The organism is Noviherbaspirillum cavernae (genome assembly GCF_003590875.1).
GTDB classification, from domain to species: Bacteria; Pseudomonadota; Gammaproteobacteria; order Burkholderiales; family Burkholderiaceae_D; genus Noviherbaspirillum; species Noviherbaspirillum cavernae.
Genome location: NZ_QYUN01000002.1, coordinates 544,119 through 565,838 on the forward strand (window position 1 = coordinate 544,119; position 21,720 = coordinate 565,838).

Consider the following 21,720-nt stretch of genomic DNA (forward strand, 5'->3'; position numbering starts at 1 on the left):
GCACCTTGCCTTGGCCGGCCTCCAACTTCCTTCCGCGTGAAACGGCTAGCGCGCTTGGCGATGGTGCCTCAGCATCGCATTGATCGCGGCTTTCAATGGCTCGTTTTGCGGCGAATTTTCGAGCGAGCTGCTCAGTGCGTCAAATGAAGAAATTGCTTGCGAAGGCAGCACTAACTGCTTGATCTTGCGTGACTTTTCGTCAATCTTTCTCGGTTGCAATTTGAGTCGGATTGCGTTAACCTGCCAGCCTCGCTGCACCAGATTGTCTTGCAGTTTTGGCAATTGCTGTTTCAGTTTTGCGGAAAGCGCTGCGTTCGGCACCGTCAATACCAGCTGATCCGCTTCGAATTTCAAGACCGAACATGTGTCAAACACGGCGGGCAGAATGGTCGAGCAATCCTTCTGCAACGCGGCCATGCGCGTCACCGCGGGCAACAGGGCGGACATTTTGTCGTGTGCCCGCAAGAAGTCCGCAGCGCCTTTCGTCGTTTGTGCAGACCGGGTACCCCTGCGGGGTGAAGACTGGAATGAGGACGAGCGCATCATGCGCGAACCTTATCACACCTCATCCACGGCGGACGAGTCAGAGGAAGCGATATGCAAATTATTCTGCTGCACCCCCGTTTCAATGCCAGGACGCTGACCCTGACGCATTGGCACCTCATGCTTGGTGCCATTGGTCTGGTGTTGTCCGTGATCCTGGCGGCCTCCTTGCTCTATTACCTCACGTTCCGCTATGCCGCCGAACTCAAGCTGCCGTTCGTCAAGAATTTTGTTGCGACCGCCAGCCAGGATGAGGCCAGCAAGAAAGACCGGTACGTGAAAGAAAACCTTGCCGCGATGGCGATGAAGCTGGGCGAGATGCAGGCGCAATTGATGCGACTGGATGCCTTGGGGGAGCGAGTGCAAGGGCTGGCCGGCGTCAAGCCGCAGGAATTCAATTTCAAGGAAATGCCGGGGCGCGGCGGCGCAGAGCCGTCGAGCCTGAAGGACGAGCCCTTGAGCATGAGCGAGTTTCAAAAGGCGCTGGACGTCATGTCCAGGAATGTCGAGCATCGCGCCGATTACATGAACGTGGTTGAAACCACGCTGATGAGCTACAAGATCAAGTCGAAGCTGTTGCCGACCATCCAGCCGGTGAACGTCAGCTACAACGCGTCCGGTTTCGGCTGGCGTTTCGATCCCTTCAATGGACGTCAGGCTTTCCATGAAGGCATCGATTTCCCCGCGCCGGTCGGCACGCCCATCGTTGCGGCTGCCGGCGGCGTCGTGATCACGGCGGAATATCATTACCAGTTCGGCAACATGATCGAAATCGACCACGGCAACGATATCGTCACGCGCTATGCGCATTCATCGCGGCTGCTGGGCAAGGTCGGCGATATCGTCAAGCGCGGTCAGCATGTCGCCGATATCGGCACGACAGGGCGCTCCACCGGCCCGCATCTGCACTTCGAAGTGCTGGTCAAGGGGGTGCACCAGGATCCGAACAAGTTTCTGGCCGCCGGCGCAAACCAGCAGCGGATGGCGACGTTGGCAGGACGGTGACCTTGTTGCATCGCGATTCGGGCAGACGAACGAATTTCACGCAGGCATGTCTCATGCACCGTGCTGCACCAAAATTCGACGCGATTCATTCCGACAGGCATTGTTTGTTCGGAGACAATCCCCACTTTGCAAAGATGCTCAGACGGGAAAATCAAGGACGGCAACCTCTCGAATCTTCACCGATGCTGGCATGGAAACAGTTTTCCGGGCGCGCAGCCGCTTCAGGGGCGCATGATAAAATTCGCCATTTGGCTCTGCCTCGACCACCGTGCGGCTGATGTAATCGCACAGTTTTTTTACGGCGTCTTTTTTAGAATCCAAGCATGTCATTACTGACTCAGATCTTCGGCAGTCGCAATCAACGGCTGATCAAGCAATACCAAAAAACTGTCCGCGAAATCAACGCGCTCGAGCCGGCGATGGAAAAGCTTTCCGACGCCGAGTTGCAAGCCCGGACGCCGGAGTTCAAGGAACGCATCGCCAAGGGCGCAAAACTCGGTGACATCCTGCCGGAAGCATTTGCCGTTTGCCGCGAAGCCAGCAAGCGCGTTTTGAAAATGCGTCACTTCGACGTTCAGCTGATCGGCGGCATGGTCCTGCATGACGGCAAGATCGCCGAAATGGGTACAGGCGAGGGCAAGACCTTGATGGCGACGCTGGCCGTGTACCTGAACGCGTTGAGCGGCAAGGGCGTGCATGTCGTGACCGTCAACGATTACCTCGCGCAGCGCGATGCCGAATGGATGGGCCGCCTGTACGGCTGGCTCGGCCTGACCACCGGCATCAACCTGTCGCAGATGGAGCACGACGTCAAGCAGACCGCTTACGCTGCCGACATCACCTACGGCACCAACAACGAATTCGGTTTCGACTACCTGCGCGACAACATGGTCTACGACTCTGCGGAACGCGTGCAGCGCAGCCTGAATTTCGCGATCGTCGATGAAGTGGATTCGATCCTGATCGACGAGGCCAGAACGCCGCTGATCATTTCCGGCCAGGCCGAAGACCACACCGATCTCTATATCAAGATCAATGCCCTACCGCCGCTGCTGACTTTGCAGATCGGCGAGGAAACGCCGGACGGCAAGGGCAAGATCGAAGTGCCCGGCGATTACACCAGGGATGAGAAAGCGCATCAGGTGCTGCTGACCGAAGCCGGACACGAGAAGGCTGAGGACATCCTGACGCGCATGGGCCTGTTGCCGGAAGGCGCCTCGCTCTACGACGCCGCCAACATCACCCTGATCCACCACCTGTACGCCGCATTGCGCGCCCACACGCTGTATCACAAGGATCAGCATTACGTCGTGCAGAACGGCCAGGTTATCATCGTCGATGAATTCACCGGTCGTCTGATGGTGGGCCGCCGCTGGTCCGACGGCTTGCACCAGGCAGTCGAAGCCAAGGAAGGCGTCAAGATCCAGAACGAGAACCAGACGCTGGCCTCGATCACGTTCCAGAACTACTTCCGCATGTACGGCAAGCTGGCGGGCATGACCGGCACGGCGGATACGGAAGCCTACGAATTCCAGGAAATCTACAGCCTCGAAACCGTGGTGATCCCGCCGAACCGGCCGAGCCAGCGCAAGGACCGCCACGATCAGGTCTACAAGACCGCGCAGGAAAAATATAACGCGATGGTCATCGACATCCAGGATTGCCATGAGCGCGGCCAACCGGTGCTGGTCGGTACGACGTCGATCGAGAATTCCGAATTGCTGTCCAGCGTCCTGACCCAGGCGAAGCTGCCGCACAACGTGCTCAATGCAAAGCAGCACGCCCGCGAAGCGGAAATCGTCGCGCAGGCCGGCCGTCCGAAGATGATCACCATCGCCACCAACATGGCGGGTCGCGGAACCGACATCGTGCTCGGCGGCAACGTGGACAAGCAGGTTCAATTCATTGAAGCCGATGTGAGTGTGTCCGATGACGACAAGCAGCAGAAGTCGCAGCAATTGCGCGACGAATGGCAGTCGCTGCATGATCACGTGGTCGCACAAGGCGGTCTGCACATCATCGGCACCGAGCGCCACGAATCGCGGCGCGTCGACAACCAGTTGCGCGGCCGTTCCGGCCGTCAGGGTGATCCGGGATCGTCGCGTTTCTATCTGTCGCTCGACGATCCCCTGTTGCGGATTTTCGCCGGCGACCGCGTGCGCGCAATCATGGACCGCTTGAAGATGCCGGAAGGCGAGCCGATCGAAGCCGGTATCGTGTCGCGCTCCATCGAATCTGCACAACGCAAGGTGGAGGCGCGCAACTTCGACATCCGCAAGCAATTGCTGGAATACGACGATGTTGCCAACGACCAGCGCAAGGTGATCTATCAGCAGCGCAATGAACTGCTCGAATCGCTCGACATCTCCGAACTCATCGCATCGCTGCGGCACGGTGTTCTGACCGAGCTGTTCCGCACGCATGTGCCGGCGGAATCGGTGGAGGAACAGTGGGACATCAAGGCGCTGGAAGCAGCGTTGGCCGGCGACTTGCAGCTGGAGGTGCCGCTTTCCGGGATGCTGGCAGCCGAGCCCGACTTGACCGACGAGGAATTGCTGGAGCGGGTGCTGAAGGCAGCCGACGACGCCTACAGCGCGAAGGTCGGCGTGATCGGCAAGGATGCCTTCTCCGGCTTCGAGCGTAGCGTCATGTTGCAGAGCATCGATACGCATTGGCGCGAACACTTGGCGGCGCTGGATCATCTGCGTCAGGGCATTCATCTGCGCGGTTATGCTCAGAAGAATCCGAAACAGGAATACAAGCGCGAAGCCTTCGAACTGTTCGGCCAGATGCTGGAGCTGATCAAGAACGAAGTGGTGCGGGTCGTGATGACCGTGCGCATCCAGACGCGCGAGGAAATCGATGCGGCGGAGGAGCAGCTTGCACAGCCGCACGTGGCCAATGTGCATTATCAGCACGCGGACTTCAATCCAAACGCGGCAGCGGAAGAGTTGCTGGCGCCTGCCGTGGCTGAGGAAGATGCGCATCCGCACCCCGTGGTCAACGCCTTGCCCAAGGTTGGCCGCAATGACCCATGCCCCTGTGGCAGCGGCAAGAAGTACAAGCAGTGCCACGGCAAGCTGGCATAACCTAACTGACTGGAACGATGAAAGGGCGGGGTAACCGCCCTTTTGTCATTGTTGGCCTGGCAAGGCCGCCGCCCACCGTCATTCCGGGCGACGAGGGGAATCTGAAGCGTCGATGCAATGGCATCCGATCGAGCCACCTCGTTCCGCTCGAAGTGATGTGGCACAAAAGAAGCATCGGATGGGCGCAATCCAGACATCTTTCACCGAACGATTACAATAACGCCTTACCTCCACGACACTCACCAATTCAATCGCCATGGCTGTCAATCTTCCTCTTCCCATCGCCGCCAACCTGAAACCCGTCGCCGGCATCGAACTCGGCTACGCTGAAGCCGGCGTGCGCAAAGCCAATCGCAAAGACCTGCTGGTAATGAAGCTTGCTCCCACCGCAACGGTGGCTGGCGTATTTACCACCAACCGTTTCTGCGCCGCTCCGGTCCAGGTATGCAAGGCGCATCTGGAAGCCGCGCGCATGTCGGGCGCGCCGATACGTGCCCTGGTCATCAACACCGGCAATGCGAACGCAGGCACGGGCGAGGCAGGATTGGCCAATGCGAATGCGACTTGCCTGGCATTGTCGGAATTGCTCGGTTGCGATGCGGCGCAGATCCTGCCATTTTCCACCGGCGTGATTCTCGAACCGCTGCCGGTAGACCGGATCAAGGCCGGCATGCCGCAGGCGATTGCGAATCTGAAGACCGACAACTGGTACAACGCCGCGGAATCGATCATGACCACCGACACGCAGCCGAAGGCGGCATCGCGCAGCGTCACGATCAATGGCAAGACCATCACGCTCACCGGCATCAGCAAGGGGGCAGGCATGATCAAACCGAACATGGCGACCATGCTCGGTTACCTCGCGATGGATGCGAAGGTTGCGCAGCCGGTACTCGACCATCTGGTGAAGGAGGCGGCGGACAAATCCTTCAACTGCATCACGATCGATGGCGACACTTCGACCAACGACTCCTTCATGCTGATCGCGACAGGTGCCGCCGGATTGGAAGTGAACGAGATCGATACCCCTGAATACAAGGCATTGGCCGAAGCGGTGATCGGCCTGTCGCAGGAGCTGGCGCAAATGATCGTGCGCGACGGCGAGGGCGCGACCAAGTTCATGACCATCACCGTGGAAGAGGGCGCGAACGTCGAGGAATGCCGCAAGATCGCCTACTCGATCGGACATTCGCCGCTGGTGAAGACGGCCTTCTATGCATCCGACCCGAACCTGGGCCGGATCCTGGCGGCGATCGGCTATGCCGGCATCGACGATCTCGATGTGTCGAAGCTGAACCTGTATCTCGATGATGTGTGGGTCGCAAAGAACGGTGGACGCAATCCCGATTACCAGGAGACGGATGGACAGCGCGTGATGAAGCAAAGCGAGATCACCATCCGCGTGAAGCTCGCGCGCGGCACTGCGGCGGCCACCGTATGGACTTGCGACTTGTCGCATGACTACGTGAGCATCAATGCGGATTACCGCTCCTGAATCGCCCGGACTCGCGCGGTTCACAACAACAATGCCCCGCGGGATTCCGGTCTACGCCTGAATCACCGCAGGCAAGCAAGCATTTCCGACATGACCCAACTCGACCAATTCCTCGTTCGTGCCGAAGCCCTGCTCGCACGCATTGAATCGATCCTGCCGCAAAGCGGCGCCGCCCCGGATTGGAATGCCGGCATCGCCTTTCGCTGGCGCAAATCGAAAGGCGGCAACCACGGTTACCTGCAATCGGTGTCGCACATCTCGCACATCGCACTCTCCGATTTGCGCAACATCGAGGCGCAGAAGCAGCAGATTGACCAGAACACGAAGCAGTTCGTGCACGGACAACCAGCCAATAACGTCTTGCTGACCGGAGCGCGCGGCACAGGCAAGTCATCGCTGATCAAAGCATGTCTGAACCAGTATGCAAAACAGGGACTGCGCCTGATCGAAGTGGACAAGGATGACCTGTCGGATCTGCCAGATATCGTGGAATTGGTGGCGGGGCGGCCCGAGCGCTTCGTCATTTTCTGTGACGATTTGTCGTTTGAGGAAGGCGAGAGCGGTTACAAAGCATTGAAGGTCGCGCTCGACGGCAGCATCGCCGCGCAGTCGGACAACGTCCTGATCTATGCGACCTCCAACCGCAGGCACCTGATGCCGGAACGCATGTCCGACAACGCGTCCTACACGCATACCGAGGACGGCGACCTGCATCCGGGCGAAACCGTCGAAGAGAAGATTTCGCTATCCGAACGTTTCGGCCTGTGGGTCTCGTTCTATTCGTTCAAGCAGGACGACTATCTCGATATCGTTGCACACTGGCTGGCGCATTTCGGCTGCAATGCTGAACAGATCGCGGCGGCACAGCCGGACGCATTGCGCTGGGCCTTGCAGCGCGGTTCGCGCTCGGGCCGCGTGGCGTGGCAGTTCGCAAGGGACCATGCCGGCAAGACCGCCGAAGCGAAAAGATAACTGCCTCTACGTTGCATGAACATGTCCGGAACAATGTCCTCCCCGATCGATGTCGCAGTCGGTATTCTGATGAAGCCGAACGGCGATGTGTTGCTCGGGCAACGGCCTGACGGCAAACCCTACGCCGGGTATTGGGAGTTCCCGGGAGGCAAGGTCGAGCGTGACGAATCCATCCTGAATGCGCTCAAGCGCGAGCTGATCGAAGAGCTTGGCGTCGAAATCATTTCGGCCGAGCCCTGGTGTGGCGTCGAGCATGTCTATCCGCATGCCCATGTGCGCTTGCATTTCTATATCAGCCGCGATTGGCGCGGCGAACCGCAAAGTCTGGAAGGGCAGGCATTTGCGTGGCAGGGCAGCGTGGACGTGGAACCGTTGCTGCCGGCGACGATTCCATTGATCGAATGGCTGGACAAGCTGCGTTACGCGGCTTGACCGACGGCCAGTAACGCCGGTCTGGGATGTACCGGCGATCACGGGCGAAATCGTTGTGCATCCTCAGCGCAGTCCTGCCGCGACTTGTCGGCGCGCCTGCGCAATTTCCGCCAATCGTATGCCGCTGCATGTCATCTTGCCGCTGGCACATGATCGACAATTACCGCGATGGAATATCGTCGTCGTCCGCTTCTTGCGGCGGCGTAACGGCGGGAATTGCATATTTTTCTTCAGCCCACGCGCCGAGATCGATCTGCTTGCACCGCTCGGAGCAGAATGGGCGGAACCTGTTTTCCTCGGACCATTCGACTTTCTTGCCGCAGGTGGGGCAATCGACAATGGTTGCCATGTGAGATACCTCCAGAATCATCAGCGCGATTGATGCCGCTGTTTGGATATTTGTGAATTGTAGCGCTGCAGGAGTGGACTTCGCGCGCAGAAGAGTGGCTGACAATGCTTCCGTGAACCGGGCTTCAGAAGTTGCAGAGCGTGAGCTCGAACGGAACGTCGCTCTCGAATGCTTTCGGCTTCATGTCGCCATCCTGTGACGTGAAGCGAACCCAGAGCATGTATTTGTTGGCGGAGATTTCGGGAATCGCACCCAGCGTTTCATCAATTGCGAGACGCAACATTTGATAGGCCTTGCCCTGAAGCATTTGCTGATAGCTGCCAGCTTGCGCAATGGTTCGGGTGGCGCGGCCGGACTCGCGCAGCAGGCGCAGCACGACACCGATCGCGTCGAACAGTGGAGTCAGCGGCGCAAACCAGTTCGAAATATCGTTGAAGCGTTGCTGTGACGAGCGCTGCTGCCACGCATGGTAGGACGGGAGGTCGAATTCGCATGCGCCGCCCGGGATGATGGTGCGGCCGCGAATGCTCATCAGCCATTCATTGTCGCGCACGTTCTGACCTGTCTTGCCCTGTGCCGCCATCAACGCGGTGCTGCTGCGATCGACATCAGCCAGTACCGCATCCAGCCGATCGGTCTCGACGTTGGGATTGGCGCGGAAACTCAAGAGCATCTGCTTCTGCCGTTCCAGTTCCTGCAGCAGGTCGGATTTCAGATCGGCACGGCCAGCCACTTCCAGCATTTCGAATATGGTCGCGAGCGCAACATGATGTTGCTGCGGATGTTCTTGATGCAAGAAAAAGACGAATTTCTCGAACAGGTCTTCCAGCCGCAACAGAGTGCGAATACGCTCATTGAAAGGGTATTCGTAGATGATCAAAATGGCATCCCTCGGTAGTTGAGCCGGGCAAGTGTCGAACAAAAAAGTGTCGGGCGATAATTACGTGATTCTGAACGAAGCGATGGAAAATTACAAATGCCGACCTAGGTATTTTCCACTGCCAACGCAGCATAGAGCGCATGCAGCCGGTCCACCTGCGATGTCAGTGCCTCCGCGCTGCCGTCGTTCGTGATGATGTCATCTGCCGCCGCAAGCCGCGTTGCGCGCGGCACCTGCGCCGCCATGATGGCGCGCACCTGCGACTCGCTCAATCCGCTGCGAGTCATCACGCGGCTGATCTGAAGTTCTTCCGGGCAGTCGATGACCAGCACGCGCGACACGCGCGTTTTCCATGAGCCCGACTCGACCAGCAGCGGCACCACGAACATGAGGTAAGCGCTTTTGGTCACGGCTGCGGCGCGTTCGGTTTCGATGCGGATCAGCGGATGCAGAATCGCCTCCAGACGCGTCTTTGCCTCGGGCTCGGCAAACACATGCTCGCGCACCTTCGCACGGTTCATCGCGCCGTCAGACGTGATGAATGCATCGCCGAATTGCGTACGGATGGCCGCGATGGCTGCGCCGCCTGGAGCAGTCAGCTGGTGGGCAATCAGATCAGTGTCGATGACGGCGGCTCCGCGTGCTGCGAACAAGTCCGCGACAGTGCTCTTGCCGCTGCCTATTCCGCCGGTCAGTCCGATTGAAAATCGGACGCGCGAATGAGCCGGATGTGACATCGATTGTTACTGAGTTATACGGCGAAGCCGAGATAGGCTTCGGTAATCGTCTTGCCGTAAAAGAGTGCGAGCATCCCGGCAGCCGCCAGATACGGGCCGAAGGGGATCGGATTTTCGCGTCCGCGTCTTGCAAACACGATCAAGGCAATACCGACAATTGCACCGACCGCCGACGACAGCAGGATGATGACCGGCAGCATTTTCCAGCCGAGCCATGCACCGAGTGCCGCGAGCAGCTTGAAATCGCCGTATCCCATGCCTTCCTTGCCGGTGGCGAGCTTGAACAGCCAATATACACCCCACAGCGTCAGGTAACCGGCGGCAGCGCCGATCACGGCATCGGACAGCGGCACGAAGGCGCCGTTCAGGTTGACGAGCAAGCCGCACCACAGCAGCGGGAAAGTCAGGTCATCCGGCAGCAATTGCGTATCTGCATCGATGAAGGTCATTGCGATCAAGAGGTAGGCAAACACAAGGGTCGCGAGGCCGGCAAGCCCGCTGCCGAAATGCCAGACGAGAACGGCAGATAACGCGCCGGTCACGAGTTCGACAATTGGATAGCGTGCCGAGATGGGTGTCTTGCATTTCACGCACTTGCCGCGCAAGAACAGATAGCTGATGACCGGAATGTTTTCCAGCGCAGTGATCGGATGTCCGCAATGCGGGCACGCGGAGCGCGGCACCACCAGGTTGTAACGGTCGGTATGCGGCAAGGGCTTGCCGCTTTCATGCGCGACATAGTTGTCCGATTCGCGCTGCATCATTTTCGGCAGGCGATGGATCACCACGTTCAGGAAACTGCCGATCAACAGACCGAATACTCCGGCGCATAGTGCGACAACCGCATTGCCCGGCGGGGCAAACAAGACTCCATCAAGCATCAGACAACAGACCCCAGTTTGAAGATAGGCAGATACATCGCGACGACCAGGCCGCCGATCAGCACGCCCAGGATGACCATGATGATCGGCTCCATCAGGCTCGACAGCGATTCCACTGCATCGTCGACTTCCTGTTCATAAAAATCGGCGACCTTGCCCAGCATCTGGTCCAGCGCGCCGGATTCCTCGCCGATCGCGACCATCTGCGTCACCATGTTCGGGAAGACATCGGAATTCTGCATCGCCGCCGTCAGGCTGGTGCCGGTGCTGACCTCGGTCTGGATCTTTTTCGTGGCGTCGATATAGACCGCGTTACCCGATGCGCCGCCGACCGAATCGAGCGACTCGACCAGGGGCACGCCCGCCGCGAACATGGTAGCCAGCGTGCGCGTCCAGCGCGCGATCGTGGCCTTGCGGATGACGTCGCCGAAGACGGGAACCTTGAGCAGCGTCCGGTCCATGAAACGCTGCACGTTGAGCGAACGCCTCCATGACTGGAAGAACAGATACAGCGCGCCGAACAGCGAGCCGAAGATGATGTACCAGTAGCTGACAAAGAAATCCGAGATCGCCATCACGAACAGGGTCGGTGCCGGCAGATCCGCGCCAAAGCTCTTGAACACTTCCTTGAACGCCGGCACCACCCAGATCATGATGACCGAGGTGACGACGAAGGCGACCACCAGAATGGAAATCGGATAGAACAGGGCCGACTTGATCTTGCCCTTGATGGCGAGGGTCTTTTCCTTGTAGACCGCGAGGCGCGTCAGCAGATCCTCGAGAATGCCGGCCTGTTCGCCGGCGGCGACGAGGTTGCAGAACAGGTTGTCGAAGTACAGCGGGAATTTGCGGAATGCCTGGTTGAGACTGCTGCCGGTTTCGACGTCGGCGCGGATATCCTGAATGAGCTTGGAGACGGAGGGGTTCGCATTGCCTTTCGAGACGATATCGAAGGCTTGCAGCAACGGCACGCCGGCCTTCATCATCGTTGCAAGCTGACGCGTGAAGAGCGTGATGTCCTTTTCCGTGATCTTCCTGCCGCTGCGGAAGGTCTTTTTCTTGACCTTGGTGACGAGGATGCCTTGCCGCCGCAAGTTCGCGTTGACGCTCGCTTCGCCGTTCGCGCGCAACTCGCCTTTGACGATCTTGCCGCTCCTGTCCTTGCCTTCCCATGCAAAGATGGCTTCCTTGATCTGGCCTGCGCCTGAGGTTCTACGCGCTGCAGTTGCCATGGTCTCCCTCTTTCCTTATTCGTTGGTGCAGCTCAGTACTTCTTCAAGGCTCGTCAGGCCTTGCTTGACCTTGACCAGACCGGCCTCGCGCAGCGTTCTCACACCGTCGCGCCGCGCCTGTTCCTCGATTTCCAGTGCAGTGCCGTGCGCAAGGATGATGCGCTCGATTTCTTCCGAGATGGGCATGACCTGATAGATGCCGACGCGGCCCTTGTAACCGGAGCCGTTGCAGCGCTCGCAGCCGACCGGCTTGTAGGGCACCCATGTGCCGTCCAGCTCATCTTCGGTGAAGCCGGCTTCGATCAGCGCCTCGTCGGGGATCGCCGCGGTCTGCTTGCAGGAACAAAGGCGGCGTGCGAGGCGCTGCGCCGTGATCATGATGACTGACGACGCGATGTTGAAAGGCGCGACACCCATGTTCATCAGGCGCGTCAGCGTCGAGGGGGCGTCATTCGTGTGCAGCGTCGAGAACACCATGTGACCGGTCTGCGCGGCCTTGATTGCGATATCCGCCGTTTCGAGGTCACGAATTTCGCCCACCATGATGATGTCCGGATCCTGCCGCAGGAAGGCCTTCAATGCCACGGAAAACGTCAACCCGGCGCGGTCGTTCACATTGACCTGGTTGACGCCTGGAACGTTGATTTCGGCCGGGTCTTCTGCGGTGGCGATATTGATGCCCGGCTTGTTGAGGATGTTCAGGCAGGTGTACAGGGACACCGTCTTGCCGGAGCCGGTCGGGCCGGTCACCAGCACCATGCCGTAGGGGCGCTGAATGGCATTCAGCAGCAGCTCTTTCTGGTCGGCGTCGTAACCGAGCGATTCGATGCCCATCTGCGCCTGCGTCGCATCGAGAATACGCATCACGATCTTCTCGCCGAACAGGGTCGGCAGGGTGCTGACGCGGAAATCGATGGCGCGGTTCTTCGACAGCACCAGCTTCATGCGGCCGTCCTGCGGCACGCGCTTTTCGGAGATGTCCAGCTTGGAAATGACCTTGATGCGGGAGGCGAGCTTGTCCTTGATCGCCAGCGGCGGCTGGGCGATCTCGCGCAATACGCCGTCGACGCGGAAACGGATGCGGTAAAACTTTTCGAACGGTTCGAAATGCAAGTCCGATGCGCCCATGTTGATGGCATCGATCAGGATCTTCTGCAGGAACTTGACGACCGGCGCGTCGTCGATGTCGGTGGTGGCCGCATCGACCGGTGCGCTCATCTCCTCCGCGGAGAGGTCGATGTCGAGGTCGTCGCCAATCAACTCATCGAGATTCTGCTCCGCACTCTGGTTGAGCTTGTCGATCAGTTGCAGGAGGGCGGGGTGCTCGACGATCACCGGCTCAACCGTCAATTCGGTCTGGAACTTGATCTGATCGAGCGTCTGCGTATTGGTCGGATCGGAGATCGCGACCGTGACCTTGTTGCCGCGTCTGGCGAGTGCGACGGCCCGATGCTTTTGCATCAGCTTCGGGTCGATGACGTTTTCCGCCAGGTAGCCGGGATTGAATACCGAAAAGTCGAGGAAGGGATAGCCGAAGGTTTCAGAACAGAAGGTGGCCAGCGCCCGCGCATTCATGCTGTTGCTGTCCAGCAGCACATCGATGAAGGGCGCTTTGTCCGTGACGGCTTTCTTGTTCAGCGTCTCGGCCTGTTGCGCGGACAGGCGGCCGGCTTGTACCAATGCGCGTGCAAGCCCTGACACGGCTGTCTGTGGAGCTTGATTGGGAAGAACTGCCGCCATGTTTTCGCGCCGAAAAGACCATCAAAAGTATCTAAAGTGCATTAGATAATGCACATAGGCATCTGATTTGTAAAGGTATTGTGACTCTTTGTTATCTCTTTATTCATCTTGTGTTGCACTTTTTGCCGGTCAATGATTTGGCTCGTGCGCCGGCAGACGCGACAAAAATTCTTCCAGCGCGTTGAACGGCAAGGGCCGGGCGAACAGATAACCCTGCGCCTCGTCGCAACTGGCTTCGCGCAGGCATTGCAGCGTCTCCTTCGTCTCGACGCCTTCCGCGACCACCGACAGGTTGAGGGCGTGGGCCAGATCGACGAAGGCCTTGATGAACTTGAGGCTGTCGATTTCGCCGTTCTCCTGATTCACGAACGAGCGGTCAAGCTTCAGCGTGTCCAGCGGGAAGCGCCGCAAATAGGCCAGCGCCGAATATCCGGTGCCGAAATCGTCGACCGAGAGCGATATGCCGAGAGTCTTCAGTTCCTTCAGGACAGCCGTGGAAATCTCCATGTCCTCGATCAGTGCGCTTTCAGTGAGTTCCAGTTCCAGCAAATGCGCAGGCAACCCGGTCTTGTTCAGGCACGCGGCCACTTGCTGCGGCAAATCGGCGCTTCTCAGCTGGCGTGCGGACAGGTTGACCGACAAGCGCAAGCTGCGGCCGAACTTGTCCATCAACCGCCGCGTCTGCGTGCACGCTTCTTCCAGCACCCATTGCCCGATCGCCTCGATGAGTCCTCTTTCCTCGGCGATGGGGATGAACTGCAGCGGCGACACGCGTCCGAGTTGTGGGTGGTTCCAGCGGATCAGCGCCTCCATGCCGACGATCGCCATGGTCTTCAGGTCCAGCCGAGGCTGGTAGTGCAGCTCGAATTCGCCGCGCTCGAGGGCGCGGCGCAAGGCATGTTCGAGTGCCATCCTGGTTTTTGCCTCGACGCTCATTTCCGCCTCGAAGAAACGGTAGCCATTGCGCCCGGCCGCTTTCGCGCGGTACATCGCGGTGTCGGCATTCTGGAACAGCAATTCCTTGGTTTGTCCGTCCTGCGGGAACATGCTGATGCCGATGGAGGCGCCGACGAACACTTCCTGGCCCGCGATATCGACAGGCGCGGCGAGCGCCGCGAAGAGTTTTCCCACGATTTTTGCGGCCGATTCTGCACCCTTTGAACAAGGCGCCGCCACCACGAATTCGTCGCCGCCAAGCCGCGCGACGATATCGTTCGGCCGCGTGCTCTTTTGCAGCCGGCATGCTACCTCGCGCAGCAGCACGTCGCCCGGCTCATGACCCATCGAGTCGTTCACTTCCTTGAAGCGGTCCAGGTCGATGAACATGATCGCCACCGATTGCTGCTGCGAGGCGTCGAGCATGGATTGCAGCTGCTCGTTGAGCGCGGCGCGGTTCGGCAGGCCGGTGAGGACATCGCGGGTCGCGAGTTGCTCAAGGCGCGCCTCCGCCTGCTTGCGCTGCGTGATGTCGGTGACGAAGGCCGTGAGCGACAAGGTGTTCTTTTCGGCGTCGCGGAAGGTGTTGGCGTTGATCAGCACGTAGCAAAGATGGCCGTGCTTGTGTCGGAGCGTGGCTTCCATGCCGTGGGCCGACGCGGCGTTCTCCTGGACGGACGCCGCGGATGCGCCGGGGTATGAGGGAAACAGCCTCGTCATGCTTTCGCCGATAAGCTCTTCCTCGCTGTAGCCGGAGAGATCGCAAAGTGCCGGATTGACGGCGACAAGCCGGGACTGCGCATCGGCAAGCAGATAGCCGGCCGGCGTCAATTCGATGACTTCCCGCAAGCGCTGTTCGCTTTGGCGAATCGTCCGCTCCGCCGCGCGCCGGGCGGAGATATCGTGGAAGAAGACCGACAGCCCGCCGTCGTAGGGATAGGCGCGTACTTCGATCCACGTGTGCGCAGCTTCGTAGTAGACCTCGAAGAAGGTGTTCCTGCGCGTTTCCATCGCTTTGCGGCAGTACGCGAATACGGAGGAGGTCAGCAATTCCGGTGCAGCTTCCCACAAGGTCTTGCCGATCAGCGCGTCGCGCCTGCGACCGATGAAGCGGGCCGTCCTGCGGTTGACGTAGGTGACCCGCCATTCCCGGTCAATGGCGACGAATGCATCGCCGATACTCTCAAGCATCGAGAACAGGCGTTTGTTGGACTTGTCCAGTTCGGCGCGTGCGCGGTATCGCCCGGTGAGATCGCGCGCCGTCGCGTAGGTCAGCCGCCGGTCGTCGGACCAGCGCACGGACAGCGAAAGATGGACGACACGGCCATCCTTGCAAGCGCAACGGAACTCAACATCGCGGATGGTATTCGTGTCTCTATTCAGGCGGGCGCCAATCGTTCTCGTTTTCTCCCGGTCTTCCGCGACAATGAAATCCAGGTAACGCTTGCCGAGCACTTCCACCGGTTGGTAGCCGAGCACGTCCATGACTGCTTCGTTGACGCGCAGTATTTTTCCCGTTTTATCGAACAGCATCATGATGTCGAGCGAGTTCTCGACCAGCGCCTTGTTCTCGGCGGCGAGAAGCGAAAGCTGCGTCGCCACGTCGACTTCCGCTGTCACGTCGCGCCCGACGCCGCGATATCCCCTGAACACCTCGTCTTCGAACACCGGTTCGCCAGAGATGCTCGTGTAGCGCATCACCCCGTTGGCCGACAGATTGGTTGCATACTGGATGTTTCTGAACGGCTCGCGCCTTGCGACCTTTTCGCAGCATTTCACCAGGTCCGGGTGGCTGTGGTCAATCGCCAGATCAAGCCGCGTTTTTCCAATGATGATGCTCGGGTGCAACCCAATCAAACGCTGCATGCTATCCGAGATAAACGTGAAGCGGTCATCTTCATCCGTCTCCCAGTACCAGTCGGTGGACAAGTCCATCAGGCTGCGTAAGCGTTCCTCGCGCCTCCGGAGTTCTTCCTCGGAGCGAGGCTCTGGCATCCACGCCAGCATACTTGCCGAATCGGCGAGTTGTCGCAGTGCGGTCTGCGGGCCGTTTGAACCTGGCTTGGGCTGAGGATTAGTGTCCATTCTTGTCGTCTGCCTGTTGCTGGTGGCAATGCGTCACCCTGTAACAAGCCGGTTCATGATTGACGGGTTGAGTCAACAAAAAAGCTGGCTGAAATGCAAAATTTGTTGTTATACGGAAATTTTATATCAGAAACAAGAACAACTCTTGTTCCGTCACAATTATTGAAATCTTTTCTGTTGAAAGGGGTGTGGCGTGACAACGGCGGACTTTGCCGGTCCGAAGCGCATGGATTGGCCGCCGCACGAATGCAGTGACTTGATACGGAAAGAAGGGAAGGCTGAAGCAGGAAGGCGATTTGTCACATCTTCACATCAAATCGCCGAATGGATTGAAAACCTGGTCGGGGTGAGAGGATTCGAACCTCCGGCCTCTACGTCCCGAACGTAGCGCTCTACCAGGCTAAGCTACACCCCGATTAATTCGTCGGCAGCCGAGCAGGAAACTGTTCAATGATTACGGCCAACCGCGAAAGCGCATAATTCTAGCAAAGAATCCTTGAATTGACTATCAGGCAGGTCGGCGATCGACGCTGCAGCGCGTTGAGCCGCTTGCGCTGCCTCGCGCCTGGTGTAGTCAAGCGCGCCGGAACTGGTGATCGCTGCCAGCACGTCGTCGAAGTGCTTTTCATCGCCGCTTTCAATGCAGGCACGGACCAGCATGCGCTGCTCCGGTGTGCCATGCTGCATCAGGTAAATCAGGGGCAACGTCGGCTTGCCTTCGCGCAGATCGTCGCCGACATTCTTGCCGATGTCCGTTGCGTTGCCTGAGTAGTCCAGCACATCGTCGATCAACTGGAACGCGGTTCCCAAAGAGCGCCCGTATTCGGCGGCGGCCTCGATTTCCTCGTCCTGTGCGCCGGCGATCAATGCGCCCAGTTGGGCCGCCGCCTCAAACAGCTTGGCCGTCTTCGACCGAATTACCTGCAGGTAGCGTTCCTCGGTCACGTCGGGATCGTGCATGTTCAGGAGCTGCAGCACCTCGCCTTCGGCGATCACGTTGGTGGCGTCCGCCAGGATCTGCATCACGCGCAACTCACCGACTGCGACCATCATCTGGAAGGCCCGCGAATAGACGAAATCGCCAACCAGAACCGAAGCTGCGTTTCCAAACAGCGCATTAGCCGTCTGGCGCCCCCGGCGCAAGGACGATTCGTCCACGACATCGTCGTGCAGCAGGGTCGCGGTATGGATGAACTCGACCACGGCGGCGAGGTTGTGGTGGTGAGTGCCGCGGTAGCCGAACGCGTTCGCCACCAGCAGCACCAATACAGGGCGAATCCGCTTGCCGCCAGCGCTGATGATGTAGTCCGCGATCTGGTTCACCAGGGGAACGTCGGAATGCAGCTGCCGGCGGATTACCGTATTGACGGCATCCATATCGGCGGCAATCGATTCAATGATGGTGGTTTGGGTGGCGGATGAAGGGGCGGCAGACAAGATAAAACCTGCAAAAATCGTCAATTGCGTGAATTATACGATGACAAGGCATCCGGGAATTGGGCCGATACCTTGGGCAAAGAACTGTTTCTGCTCTTTGCCCAAGTGCTTTGACGGAGAAGCTAAGTCTATGTATAATTGGAAGTTTTCCTGATTTGCTTGTTTGCAACAAGGGCGTTTCGGGGAAAGAGAAAGTTCCCTTAATTATTCGATGAGGTTTCACATGTACGCGGTCATAAAAACCGGCGGCAAACAATACAAGGTTGCTGCTGGTGAAAAACTCAAAGTAGAACAGATACCGGCTGACATTGGTTCCGAAATCACCCTTGATCAAGTGCTCGCAGTGGGCGCTGGTGACACCATCAAATTTGGTGCGCCGCTGGTTGAAGGTGCCAAGGTCCAGGCTACGGTAGTGGCGCACGGTCGCCACGATAAGGTCAAGATTTTCAAGATGCGTCGTCGCAAGCACTACCAGAAGCGTCAAGGCCATCGTCAAAATTACACCGAATTGCAAATCGTCTCGATCAACGCCTGAGCGTTTCGAGCTAACCGGATACCAAGGAGTCTGAAATGGCACACAAAAAAGGCGGCGGCACTACGCGCAACGGTCGCGATTCCGAGTCGAAACGACTGGGCGTCAAAGTTTACGGCGGCCAGGCTATCAACGCAGGCGGCATCATCATTCGTCAGCGCGGCACGCGTGTGCACGCTGGTGAGAACGTCGGCATGGGCAAGGACCACACTCTGTTCGCACTGGTCGACGGCAAGGTGCAGTTCACCACCAAGGGCGCAGCGCAGCGTCACACTGTGATGGTCGTGCCTGCTTGATAAGCAGTATTAGCAGCGCGCACCACGCAGCGTAAGGCGAAAGCCTTCCATCAAAAGGCTCTGCCAACGGTAGGGCCTTTTTAATTTTTTGGCGGCAAAACATGAAGTTCATCGACGAAGCAAAAATCGAAGTCATTGCGGGAGACGGCGGCAACGGCGTCGCGTCGTTTTGCCGCGAAAAATTCCGTCCGTTCGGCGGCCCCGACGGCGGCGACGGCGGCAAGGGCGGCAGCATCTGGGTGCTCGCCGACCGCAACATCAATACATTGGTGGATTACCGCTACGCGCGCTTGCACAAGGCGAAAAATGGCGAAAACGGCCGCGGCTCCGATTGCTACGGCAAGGGGGCGGACGATATCGAATTGCGCATGCCTGTCGGTACCCTGATTACCGACTACAACAACGGTGAAATCATTGCCGATCTGACCGAGCACGGCCAGATGGTGCTGCTCGCCAAAGGCGGTGAAGGCGGCTGGGGCAATATCCATTTCAAATCCTCCACCAATCGTGCGCCGCGCCAAAAGTCGGATGGCAAGGAAGGCGAGCAGCGTGAATTGCGTCTTGAGTTGAAAGTCCTGGCAGACGTTGGCTTGCTTGGCATGCCAAACGCGGGCAAGTCGACTTTCATCAGCGCGGTGTCAAACGCTCGGCCAAAGGTCGCCGACTATCCATTCACGACTTTGCATCCCAATCTTGGCGTGGTGCGCGTCAGTCACGAAAAGAGCTTCGTGATCGCTGATATTCCAGGTCTGATTGAGGGTGCGGCCGAAGGTGCCGGTCTGGGGCATCAATTCCTGCGCCATTTGCAGCGTACCCGGCTGCTGCTGCATATCGTCGATCTGGCACCGTTCGAAGACACAGTCGATCCGGTCAAGGAAGCCAAGGCGATTGTCAAGGAACTGAAGAAATACGACGAATCGCTCTTTGAAAAGCCGCGCTGGCTGGTGTTGAACAAGCTGGATGTGGTGCCGGAAGATGATCGGAAGAAACGGGTCAAGGATTTCGTCAAGCGCTTCGGCTGGAAGGGCCCGGTGTTCGAAATTTCCGCGTTGACGCGTGACGGCTGCGAAGATCTGGTGGTCGCGATCTATGAGTATCTGGCTGAACAGCGCCAGCAGGAACACCGCTCGGAAGAAACGCAGATGGTGGAAGAGGCGCGCAGCATCACCTCCATCGATCCGGACGATCCGCGTTTCAAGGTTTTTGAATAACAGGGATCCCGGCCGTCATTGCATCATGGCATTGCTTCGAGGGCGATGAAATTCTTCCCGGGATGACAGCAACGTCACCAACCTTGCCGCGTTCCGCGTCGCGGTGGCAGTATCAGAAAAACACATGAACTCCGTCATTCAAAGCGCCAAGCGTCTCATCATCAAGGTCGGTTCATCGCTCGTCACCAATGACGGCAAGGGGCTCGACAATGCCGCCATCGCCAAATGGGCGGAGCAGATTGCCCAGTTGCGTGCGCTGGGCAAGCAGGTGGTGCTGGTCAGTTCCGGTGCGATCGCGGAAGGCATGCAACGTCTCGGCTTCGAGAAGCGGCCGACAGCCATCCATGAATTGCAGGCTTGCGCAGCTGTAGGACAGATGGGGCTGGCGCAGATTTACGAAACAAGCTTCCGGCAACATGACTTGCGTACTGCGCAGGTATTGCTGACGCATGCCGATCTGGCGGATCGCGAGCGCTATCTGAATGCGCGTTCGACGTTGTTCGCATTGCTGAACCTGGGTGTCGTGCCCATCATCAATGAAAACGACACGGTCGTGACCGACGAAATCAAGTTCGGCGACAACGACACGTTGGGCGCACTGGTTGCCAATCTGATCGAAGGCGATGCGCTGATCATCCTGACGGATCAAAAAGGACTCTATACGGCGGACCCGCGCAAGGATCCGGGTGCCGAATTCGTTCATGACGCAAAGGCCGGCGATCCTGCGCTCGAGGCCATGGCCGGCGGTGCCGGTAGCGGCATCGGCCGTGGCGGCATGCTGACAAAGATTCTTGCAGCCAAGCGTGCGGCGACTTCGGGCGCACATACGGTGATTGCCTGGGGGCGCGAGGAACAGGTATTGACGCGATTGGCGAGCGGCGAAGCGATCGGGACACAACTGACTGCGCAAACCGCCCAGTTGACTGCGCGCAAGCAATGGATGGCCGACCATTTGCAGACTGCGGGCAAGGTCATTCTCGACGCAGGTGCGGTGCAAAAATTGACGGCAGAGGGCAAGTCGCTATTGCCGATCGGAGTGACCGTGGTTGCCGGTGAATTCGGGCGCGGCGACGTCATTACCTGCACCGACGAAGCAGGACGGGCAATTGCACGCGGCATCACCAACTATGCCAGTTCCGACGCGCGCCGCATCATGCGCCACCCATCTTCTGAAATTCAGGCGATTCTTGGATTTGTGGAAGAGCCGGAACTGATACATCGCGGCAACATGGTATTGCTTTAAGCGGAGCGGGCAGCGGCGTCAAGCGCGACACCCGCCGGCTTCACCGCTTCAGGAGGGGGAAAGGGGACGCTGGTTGCGCAGGCGGTCCACCATGTCGCCGACCTTTCCCGCCACCGTCTTTTCCTGACAAAAATAATCCTTCGCCAGCGCGGCATGTTGACGATTCGCGGCATTGAGCGTGATGCGTTCCCACTGGTCGCGCCGCGAGCGTGACCATGTGCCGTCGGGGCGCCCGAATGCATAGAGTTTCTTTTCAAACGATTGGCAGCGAATGCCTTCATAGCTGATGTTGGTCGCGCCTTCCGCGCTCTTGCTCACCAGCGTATAGCGAATCACCCCGTCGCTTCCCAGCGATAGTGATTTGGCGTCAATGGCAAAGGTCTGCGTCGCGGTGGCGCTCACGTAGAACGGCAGCAGGTTTTCTGCCGTTGGCGGTGACGGCATTTGAACCGCGATTTCCGTCCAGGGTTTGTCCTTGTCGTCGAACTCCTCGTCAAATCGCGATTGCGCGCTTGCTGCCGCGGCGGTCGTCGATAGTGCAATCGTGAAAATGACCGAGGAAACCTGTTGGTGCATGCGACGATGCGCGTGCGCTGCCGGCTTCGTGGCAGCAGGCGAAGGATGT

General features: G+C 58.7%; 20 protein-coding genes and 1 tRNA gene. 9 read left to right on the forward strand and 12 right to left on the reverse strand.

Features of this window, described 5'->3' with window-relative positions:
* Nucleotides 1-45 precede the first annotated feature (45 nt).
* On the reverse strand, nucleotides 46-546 hold the full coding sequence (locus D3870_RS02675) for a DciA family protein (RefSeq protein ID WP_242489839.1): 501 nt from the start codon (nucleotides 544-546) through the stop codon (nucleotides 46-48).
* Nucleotides 547-597: 51 nt separating this feature from the next.
* On the opposite strand from D3870_RS02675, the gene D3870_RS02680 reads away from it, so the two are divergent.
* Complete coding sequence (locus tag D3870_RS02680; protein ID WP_119736451.1) at nucleotides 598-1,548, forward strand: M23 family metallopeptidase; 951 nt, start codon at nucleotides 598-600, stop codon at nucleotides 1,546-1,548.
* Between the two features lie 138 nt (nucleotides 1,549-1,686).
* Here the strand turns inward: D3870_RS02680 and D3870_RS02685 are convergent, their stop codons facing one another.
* The gene (locus tag D3870_RS02685; protein WP_119736453.1) at nucleotides 1,687-1,869 is read right to left on the reverse strand and encodes a hypothetical protein; all 183 of its coding nucleotides are present in this window, start codon (nucleotides 1,867-1,869) and stop codon (nucleotides 1,687-1,689) included.
* A gap of 2 nt (nucleotides 1,870-1,871) precedes the next feature.
* On the opposite strand from D3870_RS02685, the gene secA reads away from it, so the two are divergent.
* The 4 genes from secA to D3870_RS02705 all read left to right on the forward strand — a co-directional run bounded on the left by secA (nucleotide 1,872) and on the right by D3870_RS02705 (nucleotide 7,536).
* Complete coding sequence (secA, locus tag D3870_RS02690) at nucleotides 1,872-4,637, forward strand: preprotein translocase subunit SecA (protein ID WP_119736455.1); 2,766 nt, start codon at nucleotides 1,872-1,874, stop codon at nucleotides 4,635-4,637.
* 256 nt (nucleotides 4,638-4,893) lie between these two features.
* Entirely contained in the window at nucleotides 4,894-6,132 is a 1,239-nt protein-coding gene (argJ, locus tag D3870_RS02695; protein ID WP_119736457.1) for a bifunctional glutamate N-acetyltransferase/amino-acid acetyltransferase ArgJ, read from the forward strand.
* A 90-nt stretch (nucleotides 6,133-6,222) separates the two neighbouring features.
* The gene (locus D3870_RS02700) at nucleotides 6,223-7,104 is read left to right on the forward strand and encodes an ATP-binding protein (RefSeq protein ID WP_119736459.1); all 882 of its coding nucleotides are present in this window, start codon (nucleotides 6,223-6,225) and stop codon (nucleotides 7,102-7,104) included.
* 21 nt (nucleotides 7,105-7,125) lie between these two features.
* Nucleotides 7,126-7,536: an NUDIX domain-containing protein gene (locus D3870_RS02705; protein WP_119741576.1), complete on the forward strand. Its 411-nt coding sequence runs from the start codon at nucleotides 7,126-7,128 to the stop codon at nucleotides 7,534-7,536.
* 160 nt (nucleotides 7,537-7,696) lie between these two features.
* Here D3870_RS02705 and yacG read toward each other — a convergent pair whose 3' ends face one another.
* From yacG to ispB, 9 genes are all read right to left on the reverse strand, one after another.
* Nucleotides 7,697-7,885, reverse strand: a complete 189-nt coding sequence (gene yacG / locus D3870_RS02710; RefSeq protein WP_119736460.1) for a DNA gyrase inhibitor YacG — start codon at nucleotides 7,883-7,885, stop codon at nucleotides 7,697-7,699.
* A 124-nt stretch (nucleotides 7,886-8,009) separates the two neighbouring features.
* Entirely contained in the window at nucleotides 8,010-8,765 is a 756-nt protein-coding gene (gene zapD, locus D3870_RS02715; RefSeq protein ID WP_119736462.1) for a cell division protein ZapD, read from the reverse strand.
* A 104-nt stretch (nucleotides 8,766-8,869) separates the two neighbouring features.
* Nucleotides 8,870-9,502, reverse strand: a complete 633-nt coding sequence (coaE, locus tag D3870_RS02720; RefSeq protein WP_119736463.1) for a dephospho-CoA kinase — start codon at nucleotides 9,500-9,502, stop codon at nucleotides 8,870-8,872.
* Nucleotides 9,503-9,516: 14 nt separating this feature from the next.
* On the reverse strand, nucleotides 9,517-10,383 hold the full coding sequence (locus tag D3870_RS02725; RefSeq protein ID WP_119736465.1) for a prepilin peptidase: 867 nt from the start codon (nucleotides 10,381-10,383) through the stop codon (nucleotides 9,517-9,519).
* Nucleotides 10,383-11,615 (reverse strand): type II secretion system F family protein, encoded by a 1,233-nt coding sequence (locus tag D3870_RS02730; protein WP_119736466.1) that lies wholly within the window; start codon nucleotides 11,613-11,615, stop codon nucleotides 10,383-10,385. The genes D3870_RS02725 and D3870_RS02730 overlap by 1 nt, the downstream gene beginning before the upstream one ends.
* A 15-nt stretch (nucleotides 11,616-11,630) precedes the next feature.
* Nucleotides 11,631-13,355 carry a type IV-A pilus assembly ATPase PilB gene (pilB, locus tag D3870_RS02735; protein WP_119736468.1) on the reverse strand — a complete coding sequence of 575 codons (1,725 nt, stop codon included), beginning with the start codon at nucleotides 13,353-13,355 and terminating at the stop codon, nucleotides 11,631-11,633.
* Between the two features lie 129 nt (nucleotides 13,356-13,484).
* Nucleotides 13,485-16,376, reverse strand: coding sequence for an EAL domain-containing protein (locus tag D3870_RS02740; RefSeq protein WP_119736470.1), 2,892 nt, complete (start codon nucleotides 16,374-16,376; stop codon nucleotides 13,485-13,487).
* Nucleotides 16,377-16,714: 338 nt separating this feature from the next.
* Nucleotides 16,715-16,791: transfer RNA gene (locus tag D3870_RS02745), tRNA-Pro, on the reverse strand.
* A 32-nt stretch (nucleotides 16,792-16,823) separates the two neighbouring features.
* The gene (gene ispB / locus D3870_RS02750; protein WP_119741578.1) at nucleotides 16,824-17,813 is read right to left on the reverse strand and encodes an octaprenyl diphosphate synthase; all 990 of its coding nucleotides are present in this window, start codon (nucleotides 17,811-17,813) and stop codon (nucleotides 16,824-16,826) included.
* 223 nt (nucleotides 17,814-18,036) lie between these two features.
* Here ispB and rplU point away from each other — a divergent pair, with 223 nt between their 5' ends.
* From rplU to proB, 4 genes are all read left to right on the forward strand, one after another.
* Nucleotides 18,037-18,348 (forward strand): 50S ribosomal protein L21, encoded by a 312-nt coding sequence (gene rplU, locus D3870_RS02755; RefSeq protein WP_057290114.1) that lies wholly within the window; start codon nucleotides 18,037-18,039, stop codon nucleotides 18,346-18,348.
* A gap of 35 nt (nucleotides 18,349-18,383) precedes the next feature.
* Complete coding sequence (gene rpmA, locus D3870_RS02760) at nucleotides 18,384-18,641, forward strand: 50S ribosomal protein L27 (RefSeq protein ID WP_119736472.1); 258 nt, start codon at nucleotides 18,384-18,386, stop codon at nucleotides 18,639-18,641.
* Between the two features lie 101 nt (nucleotides 18,642-18,742).
* Nucleotides 18,743-19,852: a GTPase ObgE gene (gene obgE, locus D3870_RS02765; protein WP_119736474.1), complete on the forward strand. Its 1,110-nt coding sequence runs from the start codon at nucleotides 18,743-18,745 to the stop codon at nucleotides 19,850-19,852.
* A 124-nt stretch (nucleotides 19,853-19,976) separates the two neighbouring features.
* On the forward strand, nucleotides 19,977-21,095 hold the full coding sequence (gene proB / locus D3870_RS02770; RefSeq protein ID WP_119736475.1) for a glutamate 5-kinase: 1,119 nt from the start codon (nucleotides 19,977-19,979) through the stop codon (nucleotides 21,093-21,095).
* Nucleotides 21,096-21,143: 48 nt separating this feature from the next.
* Here proB and D3870_RS02775 read toward each other — a convergent pair whose 3' ends face one another.
* Nucleotides 21,144-21,671: a CNP1-like family protein gene (locus D3870_RS02775; RefSeq protein WP_119741580.1), complete on the reverse strand. Its 528-nt coding sequence runs from the start codon at nucleotides 21,669-21,671 to the stop codon at nucleotides 21,144-21,146.
* Between the last annotated feature and the right edge of the window lie 49 nt (nucleotides 21,672-21,720).